Source organism: Mucilaginibacter sp., assembly GCF_025362475.1.
In the GTDB taxonomy this organism is placed as follows: domain Bacteria; phylum Bacteroidota; class Bacteroidia; order Sphingobacteriales; family Sphingobacteriaceae; genus Mucilaginibacter.
In genome coordinates this window covers 40,822-65,888 of record NZ_JANYGH010000007.1, presented here as the reverse complement: position 1 = coordinate 65,888, position 25,067 = coordinate 40,822, and the positions used below count along the sequence as shown (strand labels likewise).

At 41.6% G+C, this 25,067-nt stretch carries 25 protein-coding genes; 12 read left to right on the top strand and 13 right to left on the bottom strand.

Annotation, left to right across the window (positions count from 1 at the left end; translation table 11 throughout):
- The first annotated feature begins 58 nt into the window (after nt 1-58).
- Nucleotides 59-943 carry a cation diffusion facilitator family transporter gene (locus tag Q0R88_RS03470; RefSeq protein ID WP_295712302.1) on the top strand — a complete coding sequence of 295 codons (885 nt, stop codon included), beginning with the start codon at nt 59-61 and terminating at the stop codon, nt 941-943.
- Between the two features lie 100 nt (nt 944-1,043).
- On the opposite strand, the gene Q0R88_RS03465 is transcribed toward Q0R88_RS03470, so the two are convergent.
- The 5 genes from Q0R88_RS03465 to Q0R88_RS03445 all read right to left on the bottom strand — a co-directional run bounded on the left by Q0R88_RS03465 (nt 1,044) and on the right by Q0R88_RS03445 (nt 5,167).
- Entirely contained in the window at nt 1,044-1,427 is a 384-nt protein-coding gene (locus tag Q0R88_RS03465) for a nuclear transport factor 2 family protein (RefSeq protein ID WP_295712300.1), read from the bottom strand.
- A gap of 12 nt (nt 1,428-1,439) precedes the next feature.
- Nucleotides 1,440-2,192 (bottom strand): SDR family NAD(P)-dependent oxidoreductase, encoded by a 753-nt coding sequence (locus Q0R88_RS03460; RefSeq protein WP_295712298.1) that lies wholly within the window; start codon nt 2,190-2,192, stop codon nt 1,440-1,442.
- Nucleotides 2,193-2,524: 332 nt separating this feature from the next.
- The gene (locus Q0R88_RS03455; RefSeq protein ID WP_295712295.1) at nt 2,525-3,349 is read right to left on the bottom strand and encodes a hypothetical protein; all 825 of its coding nucleotides are present in this window, start codon (nt 3,347-3,349) and stop codon (nt 2,525-2,527) included.
- A gap of 152 nt (nt 3,350-3,501) precedes the next feature.
- Entirely contained in the window at nt 3,502-3,996 is a 495-nt protein-coding gene (locus Q0R88_RS03450) for a tetratricopeptide repeat protein (protein ID WP_295712292.1), read from the bottom strand.
- Nucleotides 3,997-4,042: 46 nt separating this feature from the next.
- Nucleotides 4,043-5,167 carry a GAF domain-containing protein gene (locus tag Q0R88_RS03445; RefSeq protein ID WP_295712289.1) on the bottom strand — a complete coding sequence of 375 codons (1,125 nt, stop codon included), beginning with the start codon at nt 5,165-5,167 and terminating at the stop codon, nt 4,043-4,045.
- Between the two features lie 260 nt (nt 5,168-5,427).
- On the opposite strand from Q0R88_RS03445, the gene Q0R88_RS03440 reads away from it, so the two are divergent.
- The 5 genes from Q0R88_RS03440 to Q0R88_RS03420 all read left to right on the top strand — a co-directional run bounded on the left by Q0R88_RS03440 (nt 5,428) and on the right by Q0R88_RS03420 (nt 7,619).
- Complete coding sequence (locus Q0R88_RS03440) at nt 5,428-5,751, top strand: antibiotic biosynthesis monooxygenase (protein WP_295712286.1); 324 nt, start codon at nt 5,428-5,430, stop codon at nt 5,749-5,751.
- Nucleotides 5,752-5,755: 4 nt separating this feature from the next.
- Nucleotides 5,756-6,130, top strand: coding sequence for a nuclear transport factor 2 family protein (locus tag Q0R88_RS03435; protein ID WP_295712283.1), 375 nt, complete (start codon nt 5,756-5,758; stop codon nt 6,128-6,130).
- Nucleotides 6,131-6,177: 47 nt separating this feature from the next.
- Nucleotides 6,178-6,753, top strand: a complete 576-nt coding sequence (locus Q0R88_RS03430) for an NlpC/P60 family protein (RefSeq protein WP_295712280.1) — start codon at nt 6,178-6,180, stop codon at nt 6,751-6,753.
- Nucleotides 6,754-6,900: 147 nt separating this feature from the next.
- Complete coding sequence (locus Q0R88_RS03425) at nt 6,901-7,254, top strand: hypothetical protein (protein ID WP_295712277.1); 354 nt, start codon at nt 6,901-6,903, stop codon at nt 7,252-7,254.
- A gap of 2 nt (nt 7,255-7,256) precedes the next feature.
- Nucleotides 7,257-7,619: a hypothetical protein gene (locus Q0R88_RS03420; protein WP_295712276.1), complete on the top strand. Its 363-nt coding sequence runs from the start codon at nt 7,257-7,259 to the stop codon at nt 7,617-7,619.
- 190 nt (nt 7,620-7,809) lie between these two features.
- Here the strand turns inward: Q0R88_RS03420 and Q0R88_RS03415 are convergent, their stop codons facing one another.
- Nucleotides 7,810-8,454: an START domain-containing protein gene (locus Q0R88_RS03415; protein ID WP_295712273.1), complete on the bottom strand. Its 645-nt coding sequence runs from the start codon at nt 8,452-8,454 to the stop codon at nt 7,810-7,812.
- 386 nt (nt 8,455-8,840) lie between these two features.
- Here Q0R88_RS03415 and Q0R88_RS03410 point away from each other — a divergent pair, with 386 nt between their 5' ends.
- A complete protein-coding gene (locus tag Q0R88_RS03410) occupies nt 8,841-10,262 on the top strand; it encodes a tetratricopeptide repeat protein (protein ID WP_295712269.1) in 1,422 nt (473 codons plus the stop codon).
- Between the two features lie 503 nt (nt 10,263-10,765).
- Here the strand turns inward: Q0R88_RS03410 and Q0R88_RS03405 are convergent.
- From Q0R88_RS03405 to Q0R88_RS03395, 3 genes are all read right to left on the bottom strand, one after another.
- The gene (locus Q0R88_RS03405; RefSeq protein ID WP_295712266.1) at nt 10,766-14,461 is read right to left on the bottom strand and encodes an ABC transporter permease; all 3,696 of its coding nucleotides are present in this window, start codon (nt 14,459-14,461) and stop codon (nt 10,766-10,768) included.
- A 106-nt stretch (nt 14,462-14,567) separates the two neighbouring features.
- Nucleotides 14,568-14,981, bottom strand: coding sequence for an NAD(+)--rifampin ADP-ribosyltransferase (gene arr / locus Q0R88_RS03400; RefSeq protein WP_295712263.1), 414 nt, complete (start codon nt 14,979-14,981; stop codon nt 14,568-14,570).
- Between the two features lie 15 nt (nt 14,982-14,996).
- A complete protein-coding gene (locus Q0R88_RS03395) occupies nt 14,997-15,347 on the bottom strand; it encodes a DUF2200 domain-containing protein (RefSeq protein WP_295712261.1) in 351 nt (116 codons plus the stop codon).
- A gap of 409 nt (nt 15,348-15,756) precedes the next feature.
- On the opposite strand from Q0R88_RS03395, the gene Q0R88_RS03390 reads away from it, so the two are divergent.
- Entirely contained in the window at nt 15,757-16,533 is a 777-nt protein-coding gene (locus tag Q0R88_RS03390) for a hypothetical protein (protein WP_295712258.1), read from the top strand.
- A 112-nt stretch (nt 16,534-16,645) separates the two neighbouring features.
- On the opposite strand, the gene Q0R88_RS03385 is transcribed toward Q0R88_RS03390, so the two are convergent.
- The 4 genes from Q0R88_RS03385 to Q0R88_RS03370 form a co-directional block, all read right to left on the bottom strand.
- Nucleotides 16,646-19,321: an alpha-L-rhamnosidase gene (locus Q0R88_RS03385; protein ID WP_295712255.1), complete on the bottom strand. Its 2,676-nt coding sequence runs from the start codon at nt 19,319-19,321 to the stop codon at nt 16,646-16,648.
- A 553-nt stretch (nt 19,322-19,874) separates the two neighbouring features.
- A complete protein-coding gene (locus Q0R88_RS03380) occupies nt 19,875-20,303 on the bottom strand; it encodes a hypothetical protein (protein WP_295712252.1) in 429 nt (142 codons plus the stop codon).
- Nucleotides 20,304-20,368: 65 nt separating this feature from the next.
- On the bottom strand, nt 20,369-20,926 hold the full coding sequence (locus tag Q0R88_RS03375) for an arylesterase (protein WP_295712249.1): 558 nt from the start codon (nt 20,924-20,926) through the stop codon (nt 20,369-20,371).
- A 24-nt stretch (nt 20,927-20,950) separates the two neighbouring features.
- On the bottom strand, nt 20,951-21,160 hold the full coding sequence (locus Q0R88_RS03370; protein ID WP_295712247.1) for a YtxH domain-containing protein: 210 nt from the start codon (nt 21,158-21,160) through the stop codon (nt 20,951-20,953).
- A gap of 120 nt (nt 21,161-21,280) precedes the next feature.
- On the opposite strand from Q0R88_RS03370, the gene Q0R88_RS03365 reads away from it, so the two are divergent.
- The 4 genes from Q0R88_RS03365 to Q0R88_RS03350 all read left to right on the top strand — a co-directional run bounded on the left by Q0R88_RS03365 (nt 21,281) and on the right by Q0R88_RS03350 (nt 25,055).
- The gene (locus Q0R88_RS03365) at nt 21,281-22,036 is read left to right on the top strand and encodes a YdcF family protein (RefSeq protein WP_295712244.1); all 756 of its coding nucleotides are present in this window, start codon (nt 21,281-21,283) and stop codon (nt 22,034-22,036) included.
- Between the two features lie 176 nt (nt 22,037-22,212).
- A complete protein-coding gene (locus Q0R88_RS03360) occupies nt 22,213-22,911 on the top strand; it encodes a response regulator transcription factor (RefSeq protein ID WP_295712241.1) in 699 nt (232 codons plus the stop codon).
- The gene (locus tag Q0R88_RS03355; protein WP_295712238.1) at nt 22,895-24,253 is read left to right on the top strand and encodes a HAMP domain-containing sensor histidine kinase; all 1,359 of its coding nucleotides are present in this window, start codon (nt 22,895-22,897) and stop codon (nt 24,251-24,253) included. Before Q0R88_RS03360 ends, Q0R88_RS03355 begins: the two co-directional genes overlap by 17 nt.
- 319 nt (nt 24,254-24,572) lie before the next feature.
- The gene (locus tag Q0R88_RS03350; RefSeq protein ID WP_295712234.1) at nt 24,573-25,055 is read left to right on the top strand and encodes a hypothetical protein; all 483 of its coding nucleotides are present in this window, start codon (nt 24,573-24,575) and stop codon (nt 25,053-25,055) included.
- The last annotated feature ends 12 nt before the right edge of the window (nt 25,056-25,067 follow it).

Below are 25,067 nucleotides of genomic sequence, written 5' to 3'. Positions count from 1 at the left end.
TAGGATAATTACGGTTTAAGCTTTTACCTTTGCCGCCTAAATTTGAAATATTTGAATTATGGCTGCAATTGATGTCCATCCATCGGTAAAAGCGATCAGAACTACCCAAATAGGTATAGGGATCAGTATTATACTGGTTTTTATAAAAGCCATTGCGGGTCATTTAGGGCATTCCTACGCCCTGATTGCAGATGCGACAGAAACAGGTGCAGACGTATTCAGCTCTACCTTATTGTGGATAGGATTAAAAATTGCCATGAAACCGGCAGATCCGGAACATCCCTACGGGCATGGCAAGGCTGAGCCTATTGTATCAATTATAATCTCTTTTTTCCTGATGGGTGCCGCCGTATGGATTGCCTGGCACGCGATAACATTTGTGGCTACTCCGCATGCTATGCCAAAAAAATTTACTTTGTATATCCTTTTGGCGGTTATCATTATTAAAGAGGGCATGTTTAGATATGTGCTGAACGTAGGAAAGCAAATTGGCAGTAATGCGGTGAAGGCCGATGCCTATCATCACCGGAGCGACGCTATTACATCCATAGCGGCCTTTATTGGCATTGTTATCGCACTGATTGCCGGTAAGGGCTACGAAGGAGCGGATGATTGGGCAGCGCTTTTGGCATCTGGAATTGTATTTTATAATGCCATACAGCTTTTACGCCCCGGCCTGGCCGAAATTATGGACGCCGCTCCATCGGGCGAGATCGTAAACCAGGTGAGGGATTTGGCAGCCGAAGTTAATGAGGTAAAACTTATAGAAAAATGCTATGTTAGAAAGATGGGCTTTGATTATTTTGTCGACCTGCACATCCAGGTAGATCAACATTTGTCCGTTGCAGAAGGGCACCGTATTGCGCATCAGGCAAAAGATAAATTATTAGCAAGCAGTCTTTCCATCAGAGATGTGCTTATTCACATTGAGCCATTCTCCTAAAAAGGCTTATGGCTCAAGTGGCAGCCATAGGCTATCGTTTTTACGTTAAGATAGGCACAGCATAGCCGCACACCTTCATCAATCTTGCCTGAATGAGCCATCAGGCCATCTGCTGAACCCATTGACTTCGCCAGGCTGGCGCCTCGAAAGGATCTGCAAAATACTGTGTTTCATGAACTACCTTACCGTTGCTGAACTCCATTATGCTAACGGTGAATGCTGGTCGCCCCTGGTAGGTGATGGTATATTCGGTGATCCAGAGATTACCTTTTCCAACAATCCGCCTTACATTGAAGCCTGATGGCTTACCCGGATGATGACTCCGCAAAGCCTGCAAATTGTTTCGCCCGAGGATTCGCTCGCCCGACTGGGGATAATCACAGATGGCATCATCATCGTAAATATCATGTTCAGCGTTTACATCGCCCGCTGCCGACGCCTGCCAGTGCGCATTCAGGGCTTCGCGTATTTGTTCTTCTTCCATATCCCCCTCCATTTATTCGGTTTTCCCGTTCATTGCCAGTACAGCCTGGGGAAATAGCGGGAAAAAGTTGTTAAATATTTCCGCCGTGCGACCTATGTGTATTTCAAATTCGTCGTTCTGCATGGCGGTAAGCAGGTCGTCGGCCACTTGTTTTGGAGGGATGCCGTTGGCGGCGCCGCCAATTTCTGCCGAGAACTCAGTATCTACCAACGGTGGCATCAGCTCAAATACTTTTACCGGGGTATCTTCCATCATAATGCGCAAACTATTGGTATACGAGTGCAACGCGGCTTTGCTGGCGCCATAAGTGGGCAGGCTATTGGCCCTTGCAGCAAATGCCACTATAGATGATACATTAACAATGGCTGCTTCGGGCTGTTGTTTAAGCAGGGGCAGCAGCAATTCGTTCAGGCGGATAACAGACAGGTAATTGGTTAGTATTTCTTCGCTGGCTTTGCCGAACGCGTTAATGCCAGGTATAGTCATATCGTAATAATTGGCGGTACCTGCGTTGTTGATCAATACGTTGAGTCCGGGAAAATCTTTATTTAGCTGCGCTACCAGTTTTTCTACGTCTTCGGCGTTTGTTACGTCGCTTACTATGGCACTGGTGTTTTTTAGTTTGGAGATGGCTTGTGCCATTCTTTCCTGGTTACGACCGGTGATGATGACCTGGTTGCCGTTTTCTGAAAACAGTTTTGCCATTTCGAATCCGATGCCGGCACTCCCGCCGGTGATGAGGATGGTGTTACTTGTTGTCTTCATTTGTGCTGTTTATGGTTTTTTATTTGTTGAGTGAGTTGGATTGGTGCCACAATTAACAATCTAACAATATCGTTTGTGTGCAAGTAAATCACATTTACCGGCCAAACAGTTATCCAAGAAATCAATTCACATTACCTGTACAAAATTTCGCACTTATGTTACAATTTAACAATAGTTTATTAATTATCAAATGGTTATCCTGATATTTAGATAAACGATTTAATAATTAGGGTTGGGGAGGTTGATTAAAGGCAGCCTTCCCTTAATTATAAATGTTATCTGCCTGCCCCCAATCCAAAAAAGGATTGATGACGACAATCATAGGCCAAAATTCACTTAACTTCTTCAACAATTTCCGACCGAATAAGTTGCTGATAATATTTCTTTAATACTTTCAAATCGCTCACTTTGCTACCATGCTTTAGTTTCACATTGTTAATTAATAACGAGGGCTTTTCTCCATGCCCCAAAAAACCGAATTGTATGGCTTCAATGGTATCTTTTCCACCATCCAAAACAACGTTTTTCATGATATAATAATCGGCCTTTGTCCCGGTATGTTGTGAGGTATCTGGGGTGATGAAAAATCCCTTCGCTTTAAGTTTAGCTAAGGCTTGCTCCCCGGATATTTTCATTTTGTAGGATTTACCTATATGAATATCCCCGCCGGGTTGCATATAATAACTTATTGGAGGCGATGTGTCCATAAAAACTATAGCTGTTGGTATTACCATTAAGTAGCCGGCAAAACTGCCCGAAATACGGCTTACCCGGTATTGATCAATCCGCCGAATAAGATATTGGGAGAAAGGAAGGATTGATAAGGCAATAAAATCGCTGTAATCAACTGTTCTGATAATGGGGATAAGCGCAACCTTGTTATAAATATCGATAAAACATGCTGAAACAGGCAATTTCCAAAAAACAAACAACAGCCCCGTCAGCAATACTGATACCCTGGAAAGCCGCGGAAACAGGAATTGCAGAAACATAGGAAAGATGAGCAACCCGGCGAAATCAGATATTTTCTCTGTAAACCAATTGGAGAATTTCCACTTGAAGAAATGGTCATTAAGCGCTAATAATAGCAGCCCGGCAATAAAAATCCAATTGAAGATCAGGATGTGGTTTCGTGTTGTTGGATTTTGCTTAACCATTTGACGCCTTGGATTGATAAATTTAACGGAAAAACGAATTGGCTTTTTTTATACCTGCATTAAAATTACTTAAATTAAAAAAATATCTGGTTATGAAATAGTTTGTATGATGATGACACGAGCAGCGCGCACAGCAGCAGCAATCTTATTATTTATTTTAAGTACCTACCTGTTTTAGCCAAATCTTTAAGCTTCATCTTATAATTCTTTTTACCAAGAACAGATCCCAATTCAGCAGATCGCTTAAGCAATCCCAGGGCCATGTCAAAATCCTGTTTACAGCCATCACCTAAAGCATAAAAATTCGATAAATTATTGCAAGCCTCAGCGTGTCCTTTCTCAACTGCTTTAGTATACCAGTATACGCATTTTTTAGCATTATACATGGGATTGGGCATACCCAGAAAACCAATATCTTCATATTGTTGCCCCATATCAAATAAAGCCTCCACATGGCCCTGATAGGCAGCTATCCTAATAAATTTCAAATATTGGTCATACTTCCCCCTCCTCTCTTCTTCTGTTACACTACTTGACATTCCAATCAATGTTTCATTTACGAGCAGGGCTAAAGCATATATTTTTTGTCCTTTCATAATTGGATTCATGGGAGGCCTGCCATTCCAATGCAGGCAAGTGAATGCCATACAGTATTCTTTTTAAAATTACCCTACTGACTATAAACGAAGCAAATTAATTACCCGTCTCAACTATCTTATTAACAGTATTAATCACTTCGTTTATTTTTCTGTCAAGTTTATTTGCGGCACCGTCTAATAAACTTATTACTTCATCGGGTAAGTTATAAGATTCATCTTTAATTACGTTCACCATGCCCATTATGGACGTTAGCGGCCCACGGTACTCATGTGCCTGAATATAGGCTATATTTATTAATGATTCATTTTGATCTATGATCTTCAATTCCTGTAGTTTTCGCTCGGTAACATTTTGTATTAAATAGGATACACCTATAATTTTATCATCATTGTTTTTTGCCGGTTCAAAAGTTGCTTCCCAGTAAATTAAGCCGTGCTTATGATAGTCTGTTTTACCTTCTGCTACAGATTTTTTTCCGGATAAGGCTAAATTATACTTTTTTAAAAACGCGTTCTTAAACCCCATATCTATGAAACTGATCATCTGGCAACCAATATTTATTTCGGCATTATGAATTCGTTTAAGAAAATTATAGGCTGTTTTATTAAAGTCCAGCACTTCGCCCCTGGCACCCAACAGAACATGAAAGCTGGAAGAGCTTTCAAAAAACGACCGCAACCTGGTTTCGGCATGTTCAATTATTCTTCTCTGTTCTGCTACCTCCGCCGCATGTTTGCTGAGTAAATCGCGGCTTACCTTAAGCTCCATAATGTTGATAGCCTGCCTTGAAAGTATTTCAAGCATCAACTGTTGATATTTGTTTAACTCATGCGGTTGCATGTCAACTACGCACAGTGTTCCCAGACGAAATCCATCACGTGAAATCAATGGCGCCCCTGCATAAAACCGAATATTGGGATCGTTAACAACCAGCGGATTATCAACAAAGCGAACATCATTCAGCATATCGGGCACTATCATAATCCGGTCGTGCTCAATAGCATGGCTGCAAAACGAAAATTCCCGCGGAAGAACTGTTTCATCGGTGCCGAGTCTTACTTTCAGCCATTGCTTATCCTTATCAATAAGCGTAATCAAAGCAACCGGTGTTTCGCAAATTTCGGATGCCATTAAGGTGAGCTGTTGTAATTCGTTGTCGAGCTGTAAATTATAATTTACAAATCGTTCAACAGCTAATAATCGGAGAGCTTCACTCATTAAAATACGATGGAGGAATCAAGATGAAAATATCTATAATTATATTGGATAAAAAAATTAAAATCAGCAATTTATGTTTTTGCCGAAGATATTAGGGACAATAGTATCTGGTTTAAGTCAATGTCAGCATTCTCGCTATGAGGATGCCCACCATTTAAATCAGTTCAATTTTTACATTCAATCAATCTCAGTCTTTTTTTGCTACTGTACCTTTATGTCATCAATTAACCGGGCATCTATCAGCTCATAAAAACAAAAAAATGAAACTGCTCACATTATCCATAAAGTTTACGGCCACTCCCGAAACTAAAGATGAATTTAAAAGGGTTATAACTGATCTTTTCCACGTCATAAGCAAAGAATCCACCTTTGTAAATGCGACCCTTCATGAAGGGCTTGAAAAACCAGAAGAATTCCTGGTTTACGAAACATGGAATTATAGCATGGAAGATTTTTTAAATATCCAGATGAAGAAACCCGAAACTGTGGCTTTTGAAAAAACCCTGGCAGACCTGGGCGTTACACGCGAACCGACAGTATATACGCCATTTGCTCATTTTGATGCACACCAAATAAACAAATAATACAATGGCAACCCTGACAGCAGAACAATTGCTTAAAAAGCATTTGGAAATATGGAGCGAAACCGATGCGGAAAAACGCAAAAGCGGCATAGCGGAAATTTACACCAACGATGTGGAATTTATTGACCCGTTTTCACTCTTTGCCGGCGCCCGGGAGCTTGACCATTTTATTGATGAACTGCAAAGCAAAAATCCGGGATTTGTATTTACGCCTGCGGGTGCAGTGAATAGTCACCACCATATTGCCAGCATATTTTGGCATTTTGGGCCTCCGGATAAACCAGATACTGTCACAGGGCAGGATGTGGTAGTGCTTAAGGATGGGCGAATACAAAAGTTATACGCTTTTATTGATGGATTACCACCCCAATCTATATAAAAACTGAAAGCAGAAACATTTAAAGCCATAAGCATGTAGTACCCTGTATGCGGTACCTGGCTTTGTTATTTATTGTTGCTGTGGCATTGAGCGGCTGCCATGGTTGTGGCAAAGAGGCGTTGGTGATTGGTTCGGCGAGCGGATTACGCCGTGATACCCTGTCGCCCCCGCCACCCGACAGCGCCGGTTTTGTAACCCGAGTAGTTACCGGGAGTACAACACCGGCTCAACTAATTGCATTTGCCCAAAGCCTGCAGGGTATCCCTTACCTGTATGCCTCTACTGATCCTGCCCGTGGCTTTGATTGCTCTGGCTATATTACCTATGTTTTTAACCATTTCAATATTGCTGTACCCCGGCGCTCGGTTGATTTTACATATGTAAACCGGCAGATTCCCATTGCCCAGGCCAAAACCGGCGACCTGGTGCTTTTCACCGGCCTCGACAGCGCGCTGCGGGTGCCGGGGCATATGGGTATCTTAAAAGTAAGCGCAGGTAAAACGCTCACTTTTTTACATTCCACATCCGGCAAGGCCCAGGGCGTAACCGAAACGCCTTTTAACTCCTATTACAACGGCAGGTATTTAAAAACCATCAGGGTATTCAGGCAAAATGATCAGTAGTTTTTGTCGCAGGCAACGACCATATATAGAATTGAGAAACTGAAATAAAACCAAAATCCGTTTTCATTTTGTGGAAAATAAACTTTCTTTCCATTTGCTATTTTGCTAATTTTATTAGCAATTTTGTTTTATTAAATACAAAGGCAAATGGAAGAGTACACAATAACGGTAGAGGACGGGTTAACCATTGTAGAGCGGTTGCATAACCCGTTTAAAATGAGTGTTAAAAAAAACCGGAAGCCGCTGCAGGAAACTAATTCGGCTTTGCTGGAGGCTACGTTGTACGTTGAAGATGGTGTGTTTGTGAAAGATAGCAGCTACCTTTTTGAGGCTATTGATACCCAAAACCTACCCATAAGCGCGGATGTAAATATTGATCATTTTAAGGCCGCGGTTGATTATTTTTTTACCAGGGTACTTAAAACAGAATACTATTTGCAAACCATACCCCGGTGCAGCAGCCTATGTACAAAAGAGTTGAAACTGTTCCTGTTTGAATAGCCATGGCCGAAGCTTATTTAAACGAGATTTTCCCGGTTTTAGAGGCCGGGCTGGTAGATTGGGTTATGAGTAACCCCAAAACCAACGAAAACATTACTGGCAAAAACGCCAGGCAGCTGTTTAGGCTCAATCTGCATACCGGCCTCACTATTGATCTTACGCGCTTTAATGAGGATTATTATTTTACTGCCTTTGCCTACGTGCAGGGCGAAAAAAATCAACTGCTATTTGTAAAAAAGGCATTGTTGATTATAAAAGATGGCCTGCTAAGAAACGGGAAAACTACCCTTAAACTCAACGTTATGCTCAAAAGCCGTATGCGCACCGTTACCAAAAGTTATTTTATTCACGAGGGTTTTCGTTAGATGAAACAAGGATGAGGGATGCCGGACAAAGGACAACTAACTACTCTTAAATATTATTGAGCTGAGATTCGCACGCTCCAGAGGAGCCAAAGCTTTGTAGCTCAAAACAAAATAATATTTTTTGCGTGCCAGCGGCACGCCACATTACATGCCTTACCACCACAGCGAAATAAACATTTACAATCAGCAATTATTCTGCTATAAAAGCAAGCTTTACATTTTTATAGGCCGGCTTTTGTAATTGCAGCTTTAGCTTTTTAAAGCTTTCTGCCGGACCTTGTGTTACAAACATATTGCTTAACCATGCGGGAATACTACCTCCCGGATCGGCATGCAGCGTATATACAATTTTTACCTGGTGCTTGCTTATAGGGGTAATCACCCATTTGCCTTTTGAATCGGCAACACGTACTGTTTTAGGTTTCACGGGCACCATATCGGCCACGCAAGGGGCATCAATGGTAATTACCTTGGTTTCGGTATCCTGCGATACCTTGATGTGGGCAATAAAATCGCGGTTTTGTACCGGCCAGGGCACTTCTACAACCGAGTAATAATATAACTCCGATGGTGACACCTGCTTTACAATATAGTTTGATGAGGTATGATACAACCAATCCTCACTGTTTTTTACATCCAATAATACCGCTACCAACTGTGAAGGAGTGGCATCAAAAGAGCACTCCACCTTTATGGCCTTAATGCTTGAATTGGCTACTTTACGGGTAAAAATCTTTACGCCATCGTTATTGGTTTTTAACACCCAGTTTTCGTCGCCCTGCGCTAAAGCAACATTTACTATCAGCAGTAATAATAAGGTTAGTTTTTTGTACATGTTTTTCATTGAGTTTCGATATTCAATGTAACAAATCTATATACAAAACAGGCCAAATGCTCATTTTACCTGTCAACACAGGGTCATTTGCTCATTGGGTTAACATAAATGTGAAATTGGCGTGGCAATTGGGTGTGCGGGCTGTGAGTTTGCCTGGTGGTAGTAACAGCATTGGCTCGCTCGGTAGCCGCGGAGAATACTGTTATTTTTGCCTTGACAAAGAAATCAAGCTGTTTCCGAAAGTTCAATAAAGCAAGAAATAAAATGCAAGACAAAACATAAGTCACTGATAACCTTTATCTTTATACATCACAATGATCATTACATCAAAATAATACCTCATAATAAAGCAACGGAAAATGCACTGCTTTTACGTAATTCGAACCATGTCTGTACTAAAGATCAAACATGTATTTACAATTATTTTTTCGTTTGGTGTATTTGCCGCTTATGCACAGATAGCCACCACCGCAGATTTGAAACAAAAGCTGGCTGCCGCTAAAACAGACAGTGACAGGATGCAGATTTTAGCCGATCAAAGCTCCAGCTACCAGGATGTTAATCCCGATTCAATGGTATATTATGCGCAGCGGGTAGTGCTGCTAAGCATAAAAAATAGAAATATTTATCCGGCGGATTTTGAAGTGGATGCTTTAGCTCTCCTGGCCGGCCAATTGTGGTATGCCGGAAATTATCCTGATGCCCAGGAGACCTATTTTAAAGCACTGGCCAAAGCAGAAACTATTGGCGACCCCATATTGGTAGCCGAAATTTACAACGGATTAGCGGCTGTTAACAGGAACGAAGGCAATTTCAGACGAGCTATATATTATTATTCAAAGTCTGAAGCTTTGGCCAGGCACCTGCCTGATAATGGTCTATTACTTGCCGCCATCATTGACAAAGGAAAAGCTTACGAGCAACTCGGCATATTAGATTCTGCCTTTATCTATGTGCAGGAATCCATGGCAATAATTATGAGTAAGCATCATAATAAAAATGTGACAGGCGGGGGTATCCATGCTGAAATGGGCATCATTTATTCAAAAATGGGTAAAGAAAAACTGGCTGATGATTATTTCAGGCTGGCTTTTCAACTAAATTCAGCAATAAATCAACACAGATTGCTTGCAAGGTCTTATTTTGAATTTGCAGAACATTTTGACCGGTATCATCAGCGTGACTCAGCTATTTACTATGCAACAAAGGGTCTGTTAATGGATAAAAAATACCATTACCTTGTTCAGCAACTGGCCGCAAGTACCCTGCTGTCAAAACTGTATAACGAAAGACACAATATTGACAGCGCTTTTAAATACCAACAGTTAATGATCGGTATAAGAGATAGCGTATTCAGCCTTGATAAGATCACCCGGTTACAAAACCTGGAATTTAACGAACAATTGCGGCAGCGGGAGGTCGCATCCGAGAAAAAACTGGCTGCTCAGGAACGAAAAGAAAATATCCAATATGCATTGATCGCTGTCGGACTTTTCATTTTTACAACCCTGTTTTTATTACTAAGCCGGAGTTTTATCACCAATTCAAAATGGATTGAGTTTTTAGGGGTGATTACCCTATTGATTCTTTTTGAATTTATCAATTTAATATTTCACCCATTTTTGGAGCAATTAACTCATCATTCTCCGGCATTGATGCTACTGGCTTTGGTTGCTATAGCAGCCTTACTGGTACCCCTGCACCACAAACTTAAAAAGCTTGCTACTGAAAAACTTATTGCTAAAAACAAGGAGATACGTTTAAAAAAGGCAAAAAGAACTATCGAAGAATTGGGCGGCGAAAAGTAATATTTCAATAATCACAGGGCTGAATGCCGTAGGAGACCGATCTCAAGCGCAGGGAACCTCGGGAAATCTCTAATGGTGTTAAATTAAGGTTTTTGCCTGCTCCAGGAGAGCAAACGCTTTGTAGAAAAACATAAATAAATTGTCTTGCGTGCCAGAGGTACGCTACCTAAGGTTCCGTACCTCTGGCACGGAGCTTCATTTTTGCTTTTTCTACAAAGCTTAGACCTCTCTGAGGTCTTAACTCCCTAACTTAATAGAATTTTGGAGAGACCCTGCGGGGACATAAAGACGATCGTGGCTTTAAAATATCGGAGTAAATAAATTTTTTGAATAAATTAGAGGTCAAAGTTTATCACATGCGTACTATTTATCTTTATACAAAAAACGGCAATCCTAGGCCCGACTAAGATCTTTGCAAAGAATGCAGCGTCATAAAGGGTGATATGGAACGTATATGGTTTCAAATAATATGTTAACTGATACGGGATACGGGCAATATAAATTTATTCATTTCGCAAACTCTTCACCGGGTTCGCCATGCCAGCCCTAATGGTTCGGAAACTTAAGGTAAATAATCCTGTTAGCAGCATCCCTGCGCCGCTGATAACGAATACCCACCAGCTAATAGCTACGTGGTCAGCAAAGCTTTCCATCCATTTATTTACGGCGTACCATGCAATCGGCGTTACTATGATAAAAGCCAATAAAATAAGCGATATCAGTTCGGTTGATAGCAGGGTTACTATTTGCGCAACGCTTGCGCCAAATACTTTGCGTATGCCTATTTCCTTTGTTCGTTGATTGGTGGTGTAAATGGCAAGTCCTAACAGCCCGAGGCAGCTAATCAATATCGAGAGACCCGTTGCCCAGGTAAGCAGGGTTGATGTGTGTTGTTCTTCGTCGTAAAATCTGGCTATCGTGTCATCATAAAAATGGCAATCGAAATCATCGTCGGGATAAGCCTTCTTCCAAACCTTTCCCATATTTGTAATTGCGGTTTTCCACTCACTACCGCCTGCGGTTTCAGGTTTCAAACTAACATGTAAGGTCATCATTGGCCGGGGGATTGGACTTCCTGATGTTATGATTGATGGATAAATGGTGGAATGCAGCGACCGCTGATTAAAATCGGCAACTACGCCAATAATACTAATATTTCGGCCACCAAACCAACTCAACTGCTTCCCGATAGCTTCATGGGGGTTAGTAAACCCTAATAACTTAGCGTAAGTATTGTTAATGATGATGGCTTTCCCGGTGTCGGCTTCGGTTATGTTTCTGCCGGCAAGCAATTTTAGCTGATATATTTTGATGTAGTTTTCATCACCAGACTTAACTATTATTTCTTCTGTTGTAATTTGTTTTTTTCCATCGTTATAAGTCATACGCGTCCTGTTAAATGCATCAGCCGAAGGTGGGTCATTACCCAAACCCACAAGGGCAACCTGCGGCATCAACCTAAAATCGTTCAGCAATACCAGGTTGGTGCTGGCCTTACTGGTTTGCCAGGGTGTATTAATAACCAGGATGGCATCCTTTTTAAACCCGAGGTTTTTATGCAAGGCGTAATAAATTTGTTGGCTTACCAAAATGGTAGCCATTATAAAAAATTGGGCTACGACAAACTGCGAAACCGTGAGCGACTTACGGAGCCACGCGTTCCGCATTTTATTACTATTGCCCTGCACCTGGTTTTTTAGCACCGATGCCGGCTTGTAGCCCGATAACACAACTGCGGGATAAAAACCCGACAAAGTACTTATCACAATAGTTAATATCAGCAGGAAGAGTATGATATCCGGCTGCAGCATATTCGCATGAATATCGGGGGATACAACGTCGGCAAACATTTTTAAAATAATTGGGGCAAGCAACACCGATATGCAAACCGCAAAGAATGTTATAAAAAATGTTTCGCCTAAAAACTGAACAACTAATTGCATCCGGCTGCTACCCAAAGTTTTGCGGATCCCAATTTCTTTTGCCCTTTGGGCTGCCTGGGCGGTAGTTAAATTCACATAATTGATACATGCCAGCAACAACAAAAAGATAGCGCTGGCCAATAATCCGTAAAGTGTTGTTTTGCTGGCTGGCCATGAGAAATTAAAAATATTGTAGTCGGGATTGAAGTGAATATCATCCAATGGCTGCAAGGCCAGATCCACGATGGGTGCAGGCATTTTTTGTTCGGCACGCGGCGGATTACTTTTCCTGAAAATGGTATTGATCTGTTTTACAACCCCGGGTAACGGGGCGCCAGGCGCCAGCTTTACAAAAACCTCTGATGCCGAAGAAAACCTGCCCCAATTGTTTATATGCAGATCATCAGCTAAATGTTTATTAGTTGTGGCGGTACTAAAGGAAATAAAATCGTGAAAGGTAAAGTCGCTATTTTCGGTAAACGTTTCAACTATACCACTGACTGTTGTCTTAAGGGTATCATATATAACTACTTTACCAATCATTTCATGATAGGATAACGATGGGAAGTAAAGCCTGGCTTGTTGGGATGTTAACACTACCAGGCCGGGCGCATCAAGCGCGTGTTGCGACGAGCCGGCAAGCCATGCATAATTAAAAATTTTAAAATATTGCTGATCGACAAGTGTTATCCTGTCCGGATCTTTGAACCGTTTTTGTGCGTTTTTATCTTTATCGATATAGACAAAATGAGGCGACAGTGAATATACCGGCGTAATTTTCTCTATTCCTGTGGCCTGTCTTTTAATCGCATCCGCCAGTGGGCCAGGTCCGCCACTCGAATAAATTTTATGCCCCTGAGATGATATATTCATAACAACGCGGTAAATCCGGTCGCTGTCCTTGTGAAATTTATCAAACGTAAAATCGTAGTGTACAATAAGGTAAATGACCAGGAAAGCGCTTATACCGATGGATAAACCGATAATATTTATCAGTGTAAATAGCTTATGCCTCCAAAATCCGCGGAATGCAATTTTAAAATAAGTTTTAAACATACGACTGCCGGTTAATTTTTCATGTGTCCACCCCGGAGAGTTTACATGGCTCAATATTAGCGGCATATGCTGAGTAAAACCTCTCAAGTTATAAGATGGGAGAACTTTTTGAATACGGTTTTTATATTCCAAAGGGGTTTCACCTGTAAATTGCTTAAAAACACGATGGAAACTACTTTGTGAATTAAAGCCCGATTCGTAAGCAATACCAAGCAGCGTGATATGATCATAGGATGGGTTCTGCATTTTAAGGGCAACCTCCCGAACACGGTATTCATTGATAAAATCGTTGAAGCTTTTTTTGAAAACTGTATTAATAATTCGGGATACTTCATGGGTATGCAATCCAAGTTTTTCAGCAAGAGAGCTCAGGCTTAACTCCGCATCCCGGTAGTGGCCTTTTTCCTTTACTTCCATTTTTAACCAGGATCCTTTTAGCTTCAGATCTGCCGGTAATAATAGCTTTACTGTAGTATCCGTCTTCTCAGGAGTTTCTGCTTTTAAATGACTCTTCGCAGCAATCCAAATGATCAGGGATATGAAAAGAAGGTACAAAGGAAAATAATACTGTGCTCCTGATTTATCATGGTAATAAAAATAGTCAACCGCTGTAAACGGTATCCATAGTAACCATAGCATACCGAATACGGTAAGCAAACGATCAATCCATAGTAACTCGTTGCGGTAACGGTCACCCCCATTAAATTTTAACCGCTGGTAAAAGCTTCCTATGTGCCTGTGAGCCAGGTAAAGGTAAATTACCACGGAAACAAACGCCAGCAGTTGCAATACCGGGTTCAGTTGCTTAAAGGCCGGCGTTTCATAAGTAGCTGCACCGGTATTTATACTATCCCTAACTTCCAATGCCTGGGCACCCAATTCCAGCAGCAACGGACTAAAATGCAGCAGATCCTTAGACCGGAATTTATATTCCGGCCGGGTTATTTTAAGCACGAAAAAAAAAATAAGGGGACCAAGAGCAAGCGAAAATTGCAGCGGTAGCCGGCTCCAATTAGTAATATAAGTTGACAGCCCGATGTCGATACCCAATATCCGGGCTATCCACAAAACAATCGTAACCATTGCCAGGGCCAAAAGCCGGTTTGCAGCCTGGTTTATTTTTGGGGTGAACCATAAAAGCAGGACAAAAGTGAGCGCGATAAAGATCGTACCAAAGAGAGCCAGGTCGTAGGTATTAACATGGAAAGTATATGTATCCATTTGAAATATTATAAGTCAATCGCTGTTACAAACTTATAACATCGTAGTTTTAGCAAAGTGGTAATGACGAGATAACTAAGTATTTACCTGCCTTATTTCCCTTTTTTTAGTCCTCGATGGCCTCAATACCCTGTTGCTTAAGTTTCTCCAGGTGATCTTTCATCGCATTAAGCTGTTCCGGGGGATGTCCTTTCCAATCCACGACTTCACCAATCACCCGAAGCGGATTCTTAGTGCGGTATGACCTGGTGGGATTACCCGGAAATTTCTTATCCGTCAAATTGGGATCGTCTTCAAACAATCCGGTTGGTTCTACTATATAGATTCTGCCAGGTCCTTCGCCTGCAGCGAGTTCTGCACCCCAGGTTGCAGCATCTAAGGTGGCCGTCAGGTAAACAAACCTGGCCTTATTTCTTTGCCCATAGTTTGAATTAAAACCAGGTTCAATAAGGTCCCCATCTTTTAGATTTGCCTTAGTACCGTGATAGAGCGTTTCTGAAGCTTCCGTTGATTTGTCCATTCAAATTGTTTTATTTCAATTCTTCCTTAAGATCTTATCCATAGTCCTTCCTTTTGCTAATTCATCAATCAGCTTATCTAAATAACGAATTTTTTGCATGAGTTTGTCCTCAATTTCCTCCACACGATAGCCGCAAATTACACCTGTAATTTTTGACACATTTGAATTTATTTGTGCCTGGGCAAAAAAGGTTTCAAAGTCAGTTTTATCGTCGATATGGTTTTGCAGTGTTTGCTTATTATATCCTGTTAGCCAAAAGATGATCTCATCCACTTCAGCTTGCGTGCGACCTTTTCTCTCTGCTTTTTTGATATAATGCGGATATACACTGGCAAAAGACATTCTGTATACTCTTGAATTATCCATCTTACTTGTATTAATAATTAAAGTTAAATTTTTTCTCAGCAAGTAGTGAGGGCTGCGAAAACATGATGTTGAAAATTTTGTCGCAACAGGGCTCTTTCCAATGTTATTAAGCTAAGGAAATAAGACCTCAGAGAGGTCTAAGCTTTGTAGAAAAATCAAACAGGATATTTTCCGCTCCAGAGGTGCGGCCCATTATGTGGCGTACCTCTGGCACGCTAAATTATTATTTATGTTTTTCTACAAAGCTTTTGCTCCCCTGGAGCAGGCAAAACTTTAACTTAATAATATTAGGGAGACTATGCAGGGACATAAATAAGCAACCTTTCCATATGGTGGTCAAAATTATATACATTAGACCATGCTTTGTAGACCTAAATTTTTTCAGTTCCTGATACTAATGATAGCTGTCATGCCATGCACTCTTGCCTGCAATTCACACAGTAAAAAACATACAGATAAATTTTACGATACTATTTCCGTAGACTGGGATTATGTATGCATCCCTATCATTAAACCATATAAAGCCGGAAGTACGGATAACAGCCGTTCATGGTTGCTTGAATTGGATATTGCTAATACAGTAATGCTTTCACGCTTTGGTGTTTCTAAAAACTTCATTTATGGCTATGGGGACGAAGTAATTATTGATGGGCAACAAAAAAAAGGTTGGTTTGCGTTTGATATTAATTCAAAGCTACTGGCGGTATATTCCAGTCGCCAAGAATTAACGTCTAGCTTGAATGAGCTCAATATTTCAGTGAACAATATCGTCGATTGCAATAAATATATGGATAGTTTAGCTAATGGGTATGATTTGAGTTGGTATCCAAAGGCCGGAAAAAAGTATCCGTCATATCCTGAAATTGAGCCTAAAGATGTAGTGGAAATTAAGGTGAGTGAAAATCCAAATGGCAAACTAGACTTTTTCTTTAACCCTAAATTACAGTTGCACAAAAACAAAATCTACTTTTTCAAGATCAGCTACAATAAAAAACAAAACAACTTATACTACCTGTCCATTGCAGATCATCAGTGCTTTTTAGTTAAGGATAATCTTTTAGTTCCGGTGTTTATCGACAAAAAACAAACTGAGATCGTACTGTATACGCCTGTGCCAGTTGCTGAAGAGAAGAATATACCCGGAAGTAAGCGTTTTCTTAAAACGAAGACGTTATCCATACAGTAGGTGAGGTTGGAAAATTCATGCCACTGTAAACAACAAAGACCACATCAATTTAGCGATGTGGTCTTTGTTGTAATTATGCTAAGAAGTTCGTAACAACACGCAAATCGTATTCCTACCTCACCTCAAACACATAGCTTCCTGCTTTTGCCTGGTAAACGTTAGCAATCGGCTTGCCACCCAAATAAGCTTTGCCTGCCGGCAACTGTACGGTGGCCGTTGAATTGGCCGGGATAGTTACTTTGTAGGTGACACCATTACCGGTTCGCACCCATGAAGAAATTATCTTTCCGTACGGACCATCATGCGTGGCGGTAAACTCATTTAATCCGGTTACAAAATGCGGCGCCAGGATCACGTTCTTAAAGCCCGGCTGCTTAACATCCGGGTGAATACCGGCGATGCCTTTGTATAGCCATGCTCCAATCTCGCCAAACATAATGTGGTTAAGGGAGATATCCGATTTGGCATCTATCTGCCAGTTCTCATACAGGGTAGTAGCGCCGTTAACCATCCACCAGCCCCATGAAGGGAAGGTTTCCTGCGATGCTATTTTGTAGGCCACATCGGGATAGCCGTTATCGCTCAGCGCCCCTAATATCGCTTTAGCGCCCAGGATACCCACATCCAAATGGAAATTATCGGCGGCTACACGTTGGGCCAGGTTGGCGGCTACTTTACCTTTTAAATTTTCCGGCACTACATCCCAATACAGCGGAACGCTCAGTTCTGTTTGCAAACCCTGCCCGTAAATGCCCGTTTGCGTGTTAAGGTATTTGGCGTTAATGGCATTTTTTATTTTAGTAGCCAGGGCCGAGTATTTTACAAAGTCGGCCTGTTTGCCTAATATTTTGGCAGTTTTGGCCAGTATGCTGGCATCGGCATAATAATAAACCGAAGAAGTCAACTCCACCGGCGATACTGATTTTACTGGCACCCAGTCGCCAAGGCCCCAGCTGGTGAGGCCGGTTGGGTACAGCTCATCAATATGATTCACGTATTTTTCAATGCTGGTATAGCTATCGGCCAGCAGTTTGCTATCGCCATAAAACATATAAATATTCCATGGGATGATAGCGATGGTGCTGGTCCAGTCGGGACCGTTACCCCACTCGTAACCCCAGCCGCCGGTTGGGATGATGGATGGCAGCACACCATTAGGCTGCTGCTCGTCACGGTGGTCGGCCAGCCATTTTTCGTAAATGGTGATGGCATCAAAGTTATATAGCCCGGTTTCGCTGGCTATGTGGGCATCGCCGGTCCAGCCATTCTTCTCACGCTGCGGGCAGTCGGTAGGGTAACCAAACAGGTTGCTCAGGTAACTATGATTAGTGGCACTCCATATTTGGTTAATGGTTGGGTTGGATGATTTCACATCACCGATGGGCTGCACATCGCTATGCATAAAATAAGCCTTCAAACTCTCTTTGGTAAGCTGAATAGGTTTGCTGCTGCTTACCTCCACATATTGAAAACCTTTATAATTAAATTTCGGCATAAAAGTTTCTTCGCCCTTGCCGCCAAGAATAAAAATGTCTGTCTGGAATGGATCTTTATCATCCGTTGGGCGATAATGCAGATCGATATTGGATTGATCTACATGACCGTTCTTGTTGAGGCGTTCTGCATGTTTAAGGCGGATGATAGTGCCCGAATCGCCCTTTACGGTGATCTGGCTTACACCGGAGATATTGCGGCCAATATCAAACACCCATAAATTATTGTCGATTTTGGTGATGGTTTTACTGGCAATCTCCTCCACATTGCGAATCGGCTGCAGGCTTTGCGCTACGATATTCGTAGATGGCGCCGAGCGGTTGATAACCGGTTTCCAGGCGCTATCAATAAAACCGGGCGTGTTCCAACCTGGTTGCTCTTTACGGGCATCATAATGTTCGGCTGTGTAAATGCTGTTAAACACTACCGGACTTAAAGCTGTTTTCCACTGCGTATCAGATGATACGGTTTCTACCGTACCATCGGTATAAGTGATGCGCAGATCCATACAAAAAGTTGGGCGGTTGCGCCACGGTGCCTGGTGAAAATACCATACGGCTGTACTTTGGTGATTATACCAGCCGTTCCCCAGCAGCACCCCTATAGCATTTTTGCCGTTTTGCAGGTTGGCAGTAACATCATAAGCTACATAAAGGGTGCGCCTGTCAAACCGGGTATACATAGGATCGAGCCGATGGTTACCTATTTTTTTGCCGTTGATATATAGCTCATACAAACCCGCCACCGCGATATAGGCCCTTGCCGATTTGATGGTTTTGCCCACCTTAAATGTATTCCTGAAATACGGGGCCGGATTTACCGCGATACCTTTGTTATCGCTGATCCAGGAGCCTTTCCAGTTGCGCATCTCCATCATACCGGTTTCAAAACTGGTTATTCCCGATGAACTTAGCTTTTTGCCTGCCTGATCCCATAACTGAACACGCCAGTAGTATTTGGTAAAAGGCTGTAAAGCCTTACCACCATAGGTAACCAGGTTTGCCGCGGATGTAATTTTAGTGGTTGTCCAGCTATCTCCCCTGCCAGCGCCAACAGCAACAGAATCAGTACCCACAAAAAGTTGATAGGCCGTTTGAGCAGCTCCCTGCTGTGCATCGGCCATGGCCCAGGTTAAACGCGGGTGTTTGGCATCAATACCTATGGCATTGCTGAGATATTCGCACTTTAGGTTAACTGCCTGGGCCGGTTCGGCAGCTTTAGCGGATTGGATTATTAAAATACTGTTGAATAATAACGCGATGTAAAGCATGAGCTTACATAAAGGTTGTTTCATATGGGAACAAGATATATCGGTTTATAAAAGTAGTAAAAGCTTTTAGCAAAAACATAGAAAAATAACATCCCGAAAGCGGGCCTTCAAAATACGATTGGCAATGTAAAGTGATATTTTTATTTGCGCGTCCTGCACTGTCTTGTACGGATGACTGAAGACCTTGGAGCGTTCAAGTTGATAGAGGCTAACATGTATTCATGTCAAAATGCTCCGTCAGGAGCTACCTGTTTGTAGAACCTGCAAAAAAAAACAAAATTGCGCCGTAGGTGCTACCTGTTTGTAGCACACATCCAAAAAACGCAAAATTGCGCCGCAGGTGCTACCCTTAATCAACAGATCTGTCAAAGAAGGGTAGCATCTATGATGCAAAAAAAGCTATGTTCTATTTCTACAAACAGGTAACTCCTGACGGAGTAACTGGGTATGATGGAAATTTTAAGGTGGGTATACGGAATAGACTCAAGCAATAGGAAGATAATTTTGGCCAATATTGTGAAGCCAAAAACAACATAAATATCCGCGGTTAATAAGTCAAAGCCTTTATTTTGACCAGTTAAACATTATAAGATGTACAACTTACTGTAACAATCTTATTTCTCCAAGTCCATACCTGAATGCCAAAATTTTCAAAAGTATACACATGTTGATTCTGACCTTTATCTGCATTTTTTAAAACGTAAATTAATTCATGATTATTAGGTTTTATACTCGCAAGCTTTAAAAATGCATCAAACAAAAATCCAATTAAGTTAATGCCTTCCCATAAACATTCTACGTTACAATTAATTGTCGTGATCTCGTTATTGCCATTTACAAACACAATAAGAGGTGGATCAACAAACTCATAATAGTCCTCCATGTATTCGTCGTTATGACTCTTTTTGTTATAATCAGATTTATAACTGTTGTAATTATTAATATTGTCACCAAGTTTGAAAAGACCCACAGAAATATTAGGTATTAGCGCTGTATTATTCATCATTTATTTGCCATGTTATATTTGACACCTTTAAAACTTTTGCTGCGCTTTGTTTAACCGGTACACTTTTAAATGAGGCTTCTTCTCAGCACCGGCCAAACCTTATCAGCCATTACCTTATACCCTGCCGGGTTGGGATGTAGCATATCCGGTAAATTAAGGTGCGCTTTACCTGCCACACCATCCAAATAAAAGGGAACAAAAACCATCTGGTTAACATCGGCCAGCTTACGGAAGATCGCTTTAAAATCCATACCTAATGAGCCGGGAATAAACATTGGAATCTCCATGCCCATCATCACCAGTTTTATACCGGGATACTTGAGTTTTACCTTATCAATAATTTCCTGTAAGTTTTTAGCGGTGGCTTGAGGTGGTATCCCCCTAATGATATCGTTAACTCCCAGCTCCAGTACAAAAATGTGCAACGGGCGGTTCATCCAATAATCCAATCGCCTAAGCCCGCCGGAGGAGGTATCACCGCTGAGGCCGCCATTAATACAATGATATGGCAAGCCTTCCGCATCTATTTTTTGTTGTATTAAGGCAGGGAACGATTCGGTTTTATGATTCGGCAAACCATACCCTGCCGTTAGGCTATCGCCAAAAAAAAGGATATTCTGCATATAGTGAAATGCGCAGGTGCAAAATTAATATCTGGTATTATCCTTAAAATTTTGCGCGCGTACAGCTATTTGCTCTAAAGTAAGTTCACCATATTTTTTAGCGCGGTCCAGCCATTCGGGAGCTTCATCCACCAGGTTATCTATGATTGATTTGCCATCTGGTCCTTTTTTGGTAACATAATTTATGCCGTACGCAACTGCTGCACCAATGGCAAGTGTTTTTATAAAGCCCATATTTTTATTTGTTTATTGAGTAAGTATATGACAATGATGGTGCCAGTTTGTTACGCACCGTTATGATAAGATACAAAGCGTTGTAAAAAGTTTAATGTTTTAACTATTTTTACTTCAACTATGTTTTTTATCCTCTCAAAAGTACTGGCATTTTTACTTATCCCACTGCTATATATCTTTGTTTTACTGGCTATTGCCGTTTTTTCAAAAAAGCCCAAAGCTAAGCGTAACTGCCTGTTATCAGGACTTGTTTTACTTTGGATCTTCTCGGCCCCACTATTCTTAAACTTATTCGCCAAAGCCTGGGACGTTGCACCGGGAAAGTTGGATGCGGGCAAAACCTACAGTGCTGTTATTGTATTGGGAGGCTTTGCCGGCGATAACGGCAAAGGCAAGTGGGCATTTAACTGGGCTGCGGACAGGTTTATACAGGGAGTTTTACTGCAACGCACCGGAAAGGCAAAAAAAATTGTGATCTCGGGCGGGAACGGCCACCTTTTCGCCGATGGCTTTAGGGAGGCTGATTGGGCAAAAGAGAAACTAATAGCTTTACAAATACCGGATAGTTGTATACTGGTAGAAAACCAATCGCGCAATACGCTTGAAAATGCATCCTTAACAAAAGCATTGTTAATTAAAAACAAACTGAAAGGGCCCTATATATTGGTAACATCGGCCTTTCATATGCGCCGGTCACTACAAATATTTAAAAGCAAAGGCTTTGATGTAATTGCTTATCCGTGCAATTATTTTGCAGGAACCGGCAACCTATCTTTTGGAGATCTGATACCAGAAGCGGGTGTACTAACCGGATGGAATACATATATCAAAGAACTCATCGGTTATATGGTTAACCATATAACCGGCAAAGTTTAGCAATAGGATATTCCCAATAGCGCTGCTGTACTATATATATTGCGCTTAACCGGGCAATTACGAGCCTTCGCGTTAAATAATGCCGCCGCTATATTTCAACAAATATCCTGATCAACAGATTATTTAATTATTTTGGCAACCGGAGGATTAAACAAATATTAATAAATCGGCCTTTTATGGGTATATTGTTAGTGGAGGATGAACCTAATGTGGTATCGGTTATAAAACGCGGACTTACAACATACGGGTTTGAGGTAAGTGTTGCCGCTAATGGCGTTACAGGCTTGCAAATGGCGCTCGATAATAATTTCGACCTCGTTATCCTGGATGTAATGTTGCCTTTAATGGATGGCATACAGGTATGTAAACGCATTAGGGAGCAAAAAAAAACTGTCCCTATTATCATGCTTACAGCGCTCGACTCTACCGAAAATATTGTAGGCGGCTTAGATAGCGGCGCCGACGATTACATGGTAAAACCCTTTAAAATAGCCGAACTTGCCGCCCGCCTGCGCACGCTACTGCGCCGTAGCGGTGCCGAAATACAAGCAAACAATAGTTTTGCTATTGATAACCTGCACATTGATACCGAATCAAAAATTGCTAAACGTAATAACGAAGTATTAAAACTTACCGCTACAGAATACCGGCTGCTGGAGTATTTTATAAAGAATCAAAGAAAGGTATTATCCCGTATCCAAATACTGGAAAACGTTTGGGATATTGATTTTAATATGGGGACCAACGTGGTTGATGTTTATGTAAACTACCTGCGTAAAAAACTCGAAAAAAACGGAGGCATTAAATTGATCCATACTGTTTTTGGCATGGGGTATATCATGAAAGAGGGAGATATCGATGAAAATACAAAGTAAGATCACCCTGCTGTTCCTCCTGTTATCGGGCGGAATCCTGATACTACTCAGTGCATCCATTTTTTATTTCGCTTATAAATTCAGTTTTGATGATTTTTATAAACGACTGGAAGCCCGGGTAAATATACTGGCCGAAGTGAATCTTTTCCCCGGTGCCAAAAGCGAAGCCACCCAAGAGGTCCGTAACAAATACCTGGAAAAGCTGGATTCGGAGAAAGGGTATTTTTTAAGTGTCGATAGCAACAATAAGGTAAAAACACCGGCTGGCAGCAATATCCGTAATAAACTTATTCAAAACATATTAAGCAACGGGTCCGCTCAGTATAGAAATAATAACACTTTTTACGCGGGCTCGGTGTTTACCAAAGACGGCTCCAGGTATATTGTGATTGTCTCGGCATCAAACCCGGCCGGTTTCCAGGAGATGAAAGATCTGCAGGAGATCCTGATCTATGGCTTCCTGGTAGCTATGATATTGATCTATTTTATTGGGAAGATATTTTCTTTTTACACCTTTCAGCCAGTGCGGCGCATCATCAATAACGTAAAAAACATTACAGCAAACAACCTCCATTTCCGGTTGGATGAATTAAGCGGCAAGGACGAAATTGCCGAGCTATCCTTCACTTTTAATGACATGCTTAACCGCCTGGAAACCGCGTTTGAAACACAGAATAATTTTGTAAGCAACGCGTCGCATGAGTTAAGAACCCCGCTTACCATCATCTCATCAGAGGTTGAGCTGGCTTTAAACAAGCAAGACCTGAATCCTCATCAGCGTGAAATTTTAAACACCGTTTATGCCGAGTCGGAAAAATTAGGACAAATCCTGAACAGCCTGCTCACCCTTGCACAGTCGGGCTTTGATGGTAAAAGGCAAAACTGGGAAAGCATCAGGATGGATGAATTGTTACTTACCGCTTCAGAATCGGTTAAAAGAGTCCACCCGGATAGCAATATATTCATCAACCTTGAAAATTTGCCCGATGATGAAAAGCTACTATATGTTAAAGGTAATAGTAACCTGTTAAGGCTGGCTATCAACAACATCATCAGCAATGCTTGTAAATACTCTGATAACCGTATGGTAACAGTAGCCTTGCTGGCAGAAAACAACAAGATCATCGTATCCATCAAGGATCAGGGTATCGGGATCCCTAAAACCGAGCTTCAGCATATTTTTGAGCCTTTCTTCAGGGCATCAAACGCCCATGATTATGAGGGGCACGGCGTTGGCTTACCGCTAACGCTAAACATCATCCGCCTGCATAAAGGCAGCCTGGGCATCAGTTCGGAAGTAGGCGTTGGTACAGAGATTAAGATTTTTTTGCCGGTGGAGTAGCCTCAGCCCCACGGGAGCTTGTAAAAGACACGTTGTCATTTCGAACGAGGTACGAGGAGAATCCTGTACGACATGCAGTCAACTATGCAGGTGTAGAAGATTTCTCTTTCGCTCCCCACTTATTCCTCCCATTGCTCTATCGAAATGACATTTTCTTTTATTAAAAGATGTGTACACACACAGTAGCTCCTTTGGATGGGCCGGGGGCTGAAATTAATTCTAATCAAATTCTAATAAGTTTCTTAAATCATCCTAATTATTGGCTGCTACACTTGTATCAAACAAAACGATACAAGTTTCAACAATAATTAACATGACTATGAAAACGCTATTAATCCCAACCGATTTTACCCAACAATCTATTCAAGGCATCCCGGCATTGGTACATCAATATTACCCCGAAAAGGTAAATATTGTACTGGTGCATATGCTTAAAATTACCGACTCATTAAGCGAGCTGCTGATGTTATCGCGCCGCAGTGTGGAGTACAGGCATATCCCCGATAATTTTTACACCCGCTGTACCGAACTGCAAAATAAGCATAGCCACCTCATTAACCGTATTGCCATTAACTTTTTTTATGGCAGCACTGTAGCTGTATTTAATAATTACCTGGAGGCTAACGAGGTTGATGCCATTGTAAGGCCACATGATAACTACCAGTTGCTTTTTAAAAACAGTATCGCGCCCCAAATGCTGATATCCAAATGCAGCATTAAAATAATCGCGCTGCCCAAAACTCCAGGTATGCCGGCTGATATCTTGATTACCGAGCCGGAATTAACAGAACATCAATATTAACATCTTAAAAAA

Coding starts and splice junctions, on each gene's coding strand:
- Q0R88_RS03425 (WP_295712277.1), top strand. CDS start 6,901: ATGGAAGAGTACACAATAACGGTAGAGGACGGGTTAACCATTGTAGAG.
- Q0R88_RS03385 (WP_295712255.1), bottom strand. CDS start 19,321: ATGAAACAACCTTTATGTAAGCTCATGCTTTACATCGCGTTATTATTC.
- Q0R88_RS03465 (WP_295712300.1), bottom strand. CDS start 1,427: ATGGAAGAAGAACAAATACGCGAAGCCCTGAATGCGCACTGGCAGGCG.
- Q0R88_RS03360 (WP_295712241.1), top strand. CDS start 22,213: ATGGGTATATTGTTAGTGGAGGATGAACCTAATGTGGTATCGGTTATA.
- Q0R88_RS03350 (WP_295712234.1), top strand. CDS start 24,573: ATGAAAACGCTATTAATCCCAACCGATTTTACCCAACAATCTATTCAA.
- Q0R88_RS03365 (WP_295712244.1), top strand. CDS start 21,281: ATGTTTTTTATCCTCTCAAAAGTACTGGCATTTTTACTTATCCCACTG.
- Q0R88_RS03430 (WP_295712280.1), top strand. CDS start 6,178: ATGCGGTACCTGGCTTTGTTATTTATTGTTGCTGTGGCATTGAGCGGC.
- Q0R88_RS03390 (WP_295712258.1), top strand. CDS start 15,757: ATGCCATGCACTCTTGCCTGCAATTCACACAGTAAAAAACATACAGAT.
- Q0R88_RS03445 (WP_295712289.1), bottom strand. CDS start 5,167: ATGAGTGAAGCTCTCCGATTATTAGCTGTTGAACGATTTGTAAATTAT.
- Q0R88_RS03405 (WP_295712266.1), bottom strand. CDS start 14,461: ATGGATACATATACTTTCCATGTTAATACCTACGACCTGGCTCTCTTT.
- Q0R88_RS03455 (WP_295712295.1), bottom strand. CDS start 3,349: ATGGTTAAGCAAAATCCAACAACACGAAACCACATCCTGATCTTCAAT.
- Q0R88_RS03420 (WP_295712276.1), top strand. CDS start 7,257: ATGGCCGAAGCTTATTTAAACGAGATTTTCCCGGTTTTAGAGGCCGGG.
- Q0R88_RS03440 (WP_295712286.1), top strand. CDS start 5,428: ATGAAACTGCTCACATTATCCATAAAGTTTACGGCCACTCCCGAAACT.
- Q0R88_RS03415 (WP_295712273.1), bottom strand. CDS start 8,454: ATGTACAAAAAACTAACCTTATTATTACTGCTGATAGTAAATGTTGCT.
- Q0R88_RS03470 (WP_295712302.1), top strand. CDS start 59: ATGGCTGCAATTGATGTCCATCCATCGGTAAAAGCGATCAGAACTACC.
- Q0R88_RS03380 (WP_295712252.1), bottom strand. CDS start 20,303: ATGATGAATAATACAGCGCTAATACCTAATATTTCTGTGGGTCTTTTC.
- Q0R88_RS03460 (WP_295712298.1), bottom strand. CDS start 2,192: ATGAAGACAACAAGTAACACCATCCTCATCACCGGCGGGAGTGCCGGC.
- Q0R88_RS03395 (WP_295712261.1), bottom strand. CDS start 15,347: ATGGATAATTCAAGAGTATACAGAATGTCTTTTGCCAGTGTATATCCG.
- Q0R88_RS03410 (WP_295712269.1), top strand. CDS start 8,841: ATGTCTGTACTAAAGATCAAACATGTATTTACAATTATTTTTTCGTTT.
- arr (WP_295712263.1), bottom strand. CDS start 14,981: ATGGACAAATCAACGGAAGCTTCAGAAACGCTCTATCACGGTACTAAG.
- Q0R88_RS03375 (WP_295712249.1), bottom strand. CDS start 20,926: ATGCAGAATATCCTTTTTTTTGGCGATAGCCTAACGGCAGGGTATGGT.
- Q0R88_RS03450 (WP_295712292.1), bottom strand. CDS start 3,996: ATGGCATTCACTTGCCTGCATTGGAATGGCAGGCCTCCCATGAATCCA.
- Q0R88_RS03355 (WP_295712238.1), top strand. CDS start 22,895: ATGAAAATACAAAGTAAGATCACCCTGCTGTTCCTCCTGTTATCGGGC.
- Q0R88_RS03435 (WP_295712283.1), top strand. CDS start 5,756: ATGGCAACCCTGACAGCAGAACAATTGCTTAAAAAGCATTTGGAAATA.
- Q0R88_RS03370 (WP_295712247.1), bottom strand. CDS start 21,160: ATGGGCTTTATAAAAACACTTGCCATTGGTGCAGCAGTTGCGTACGGC.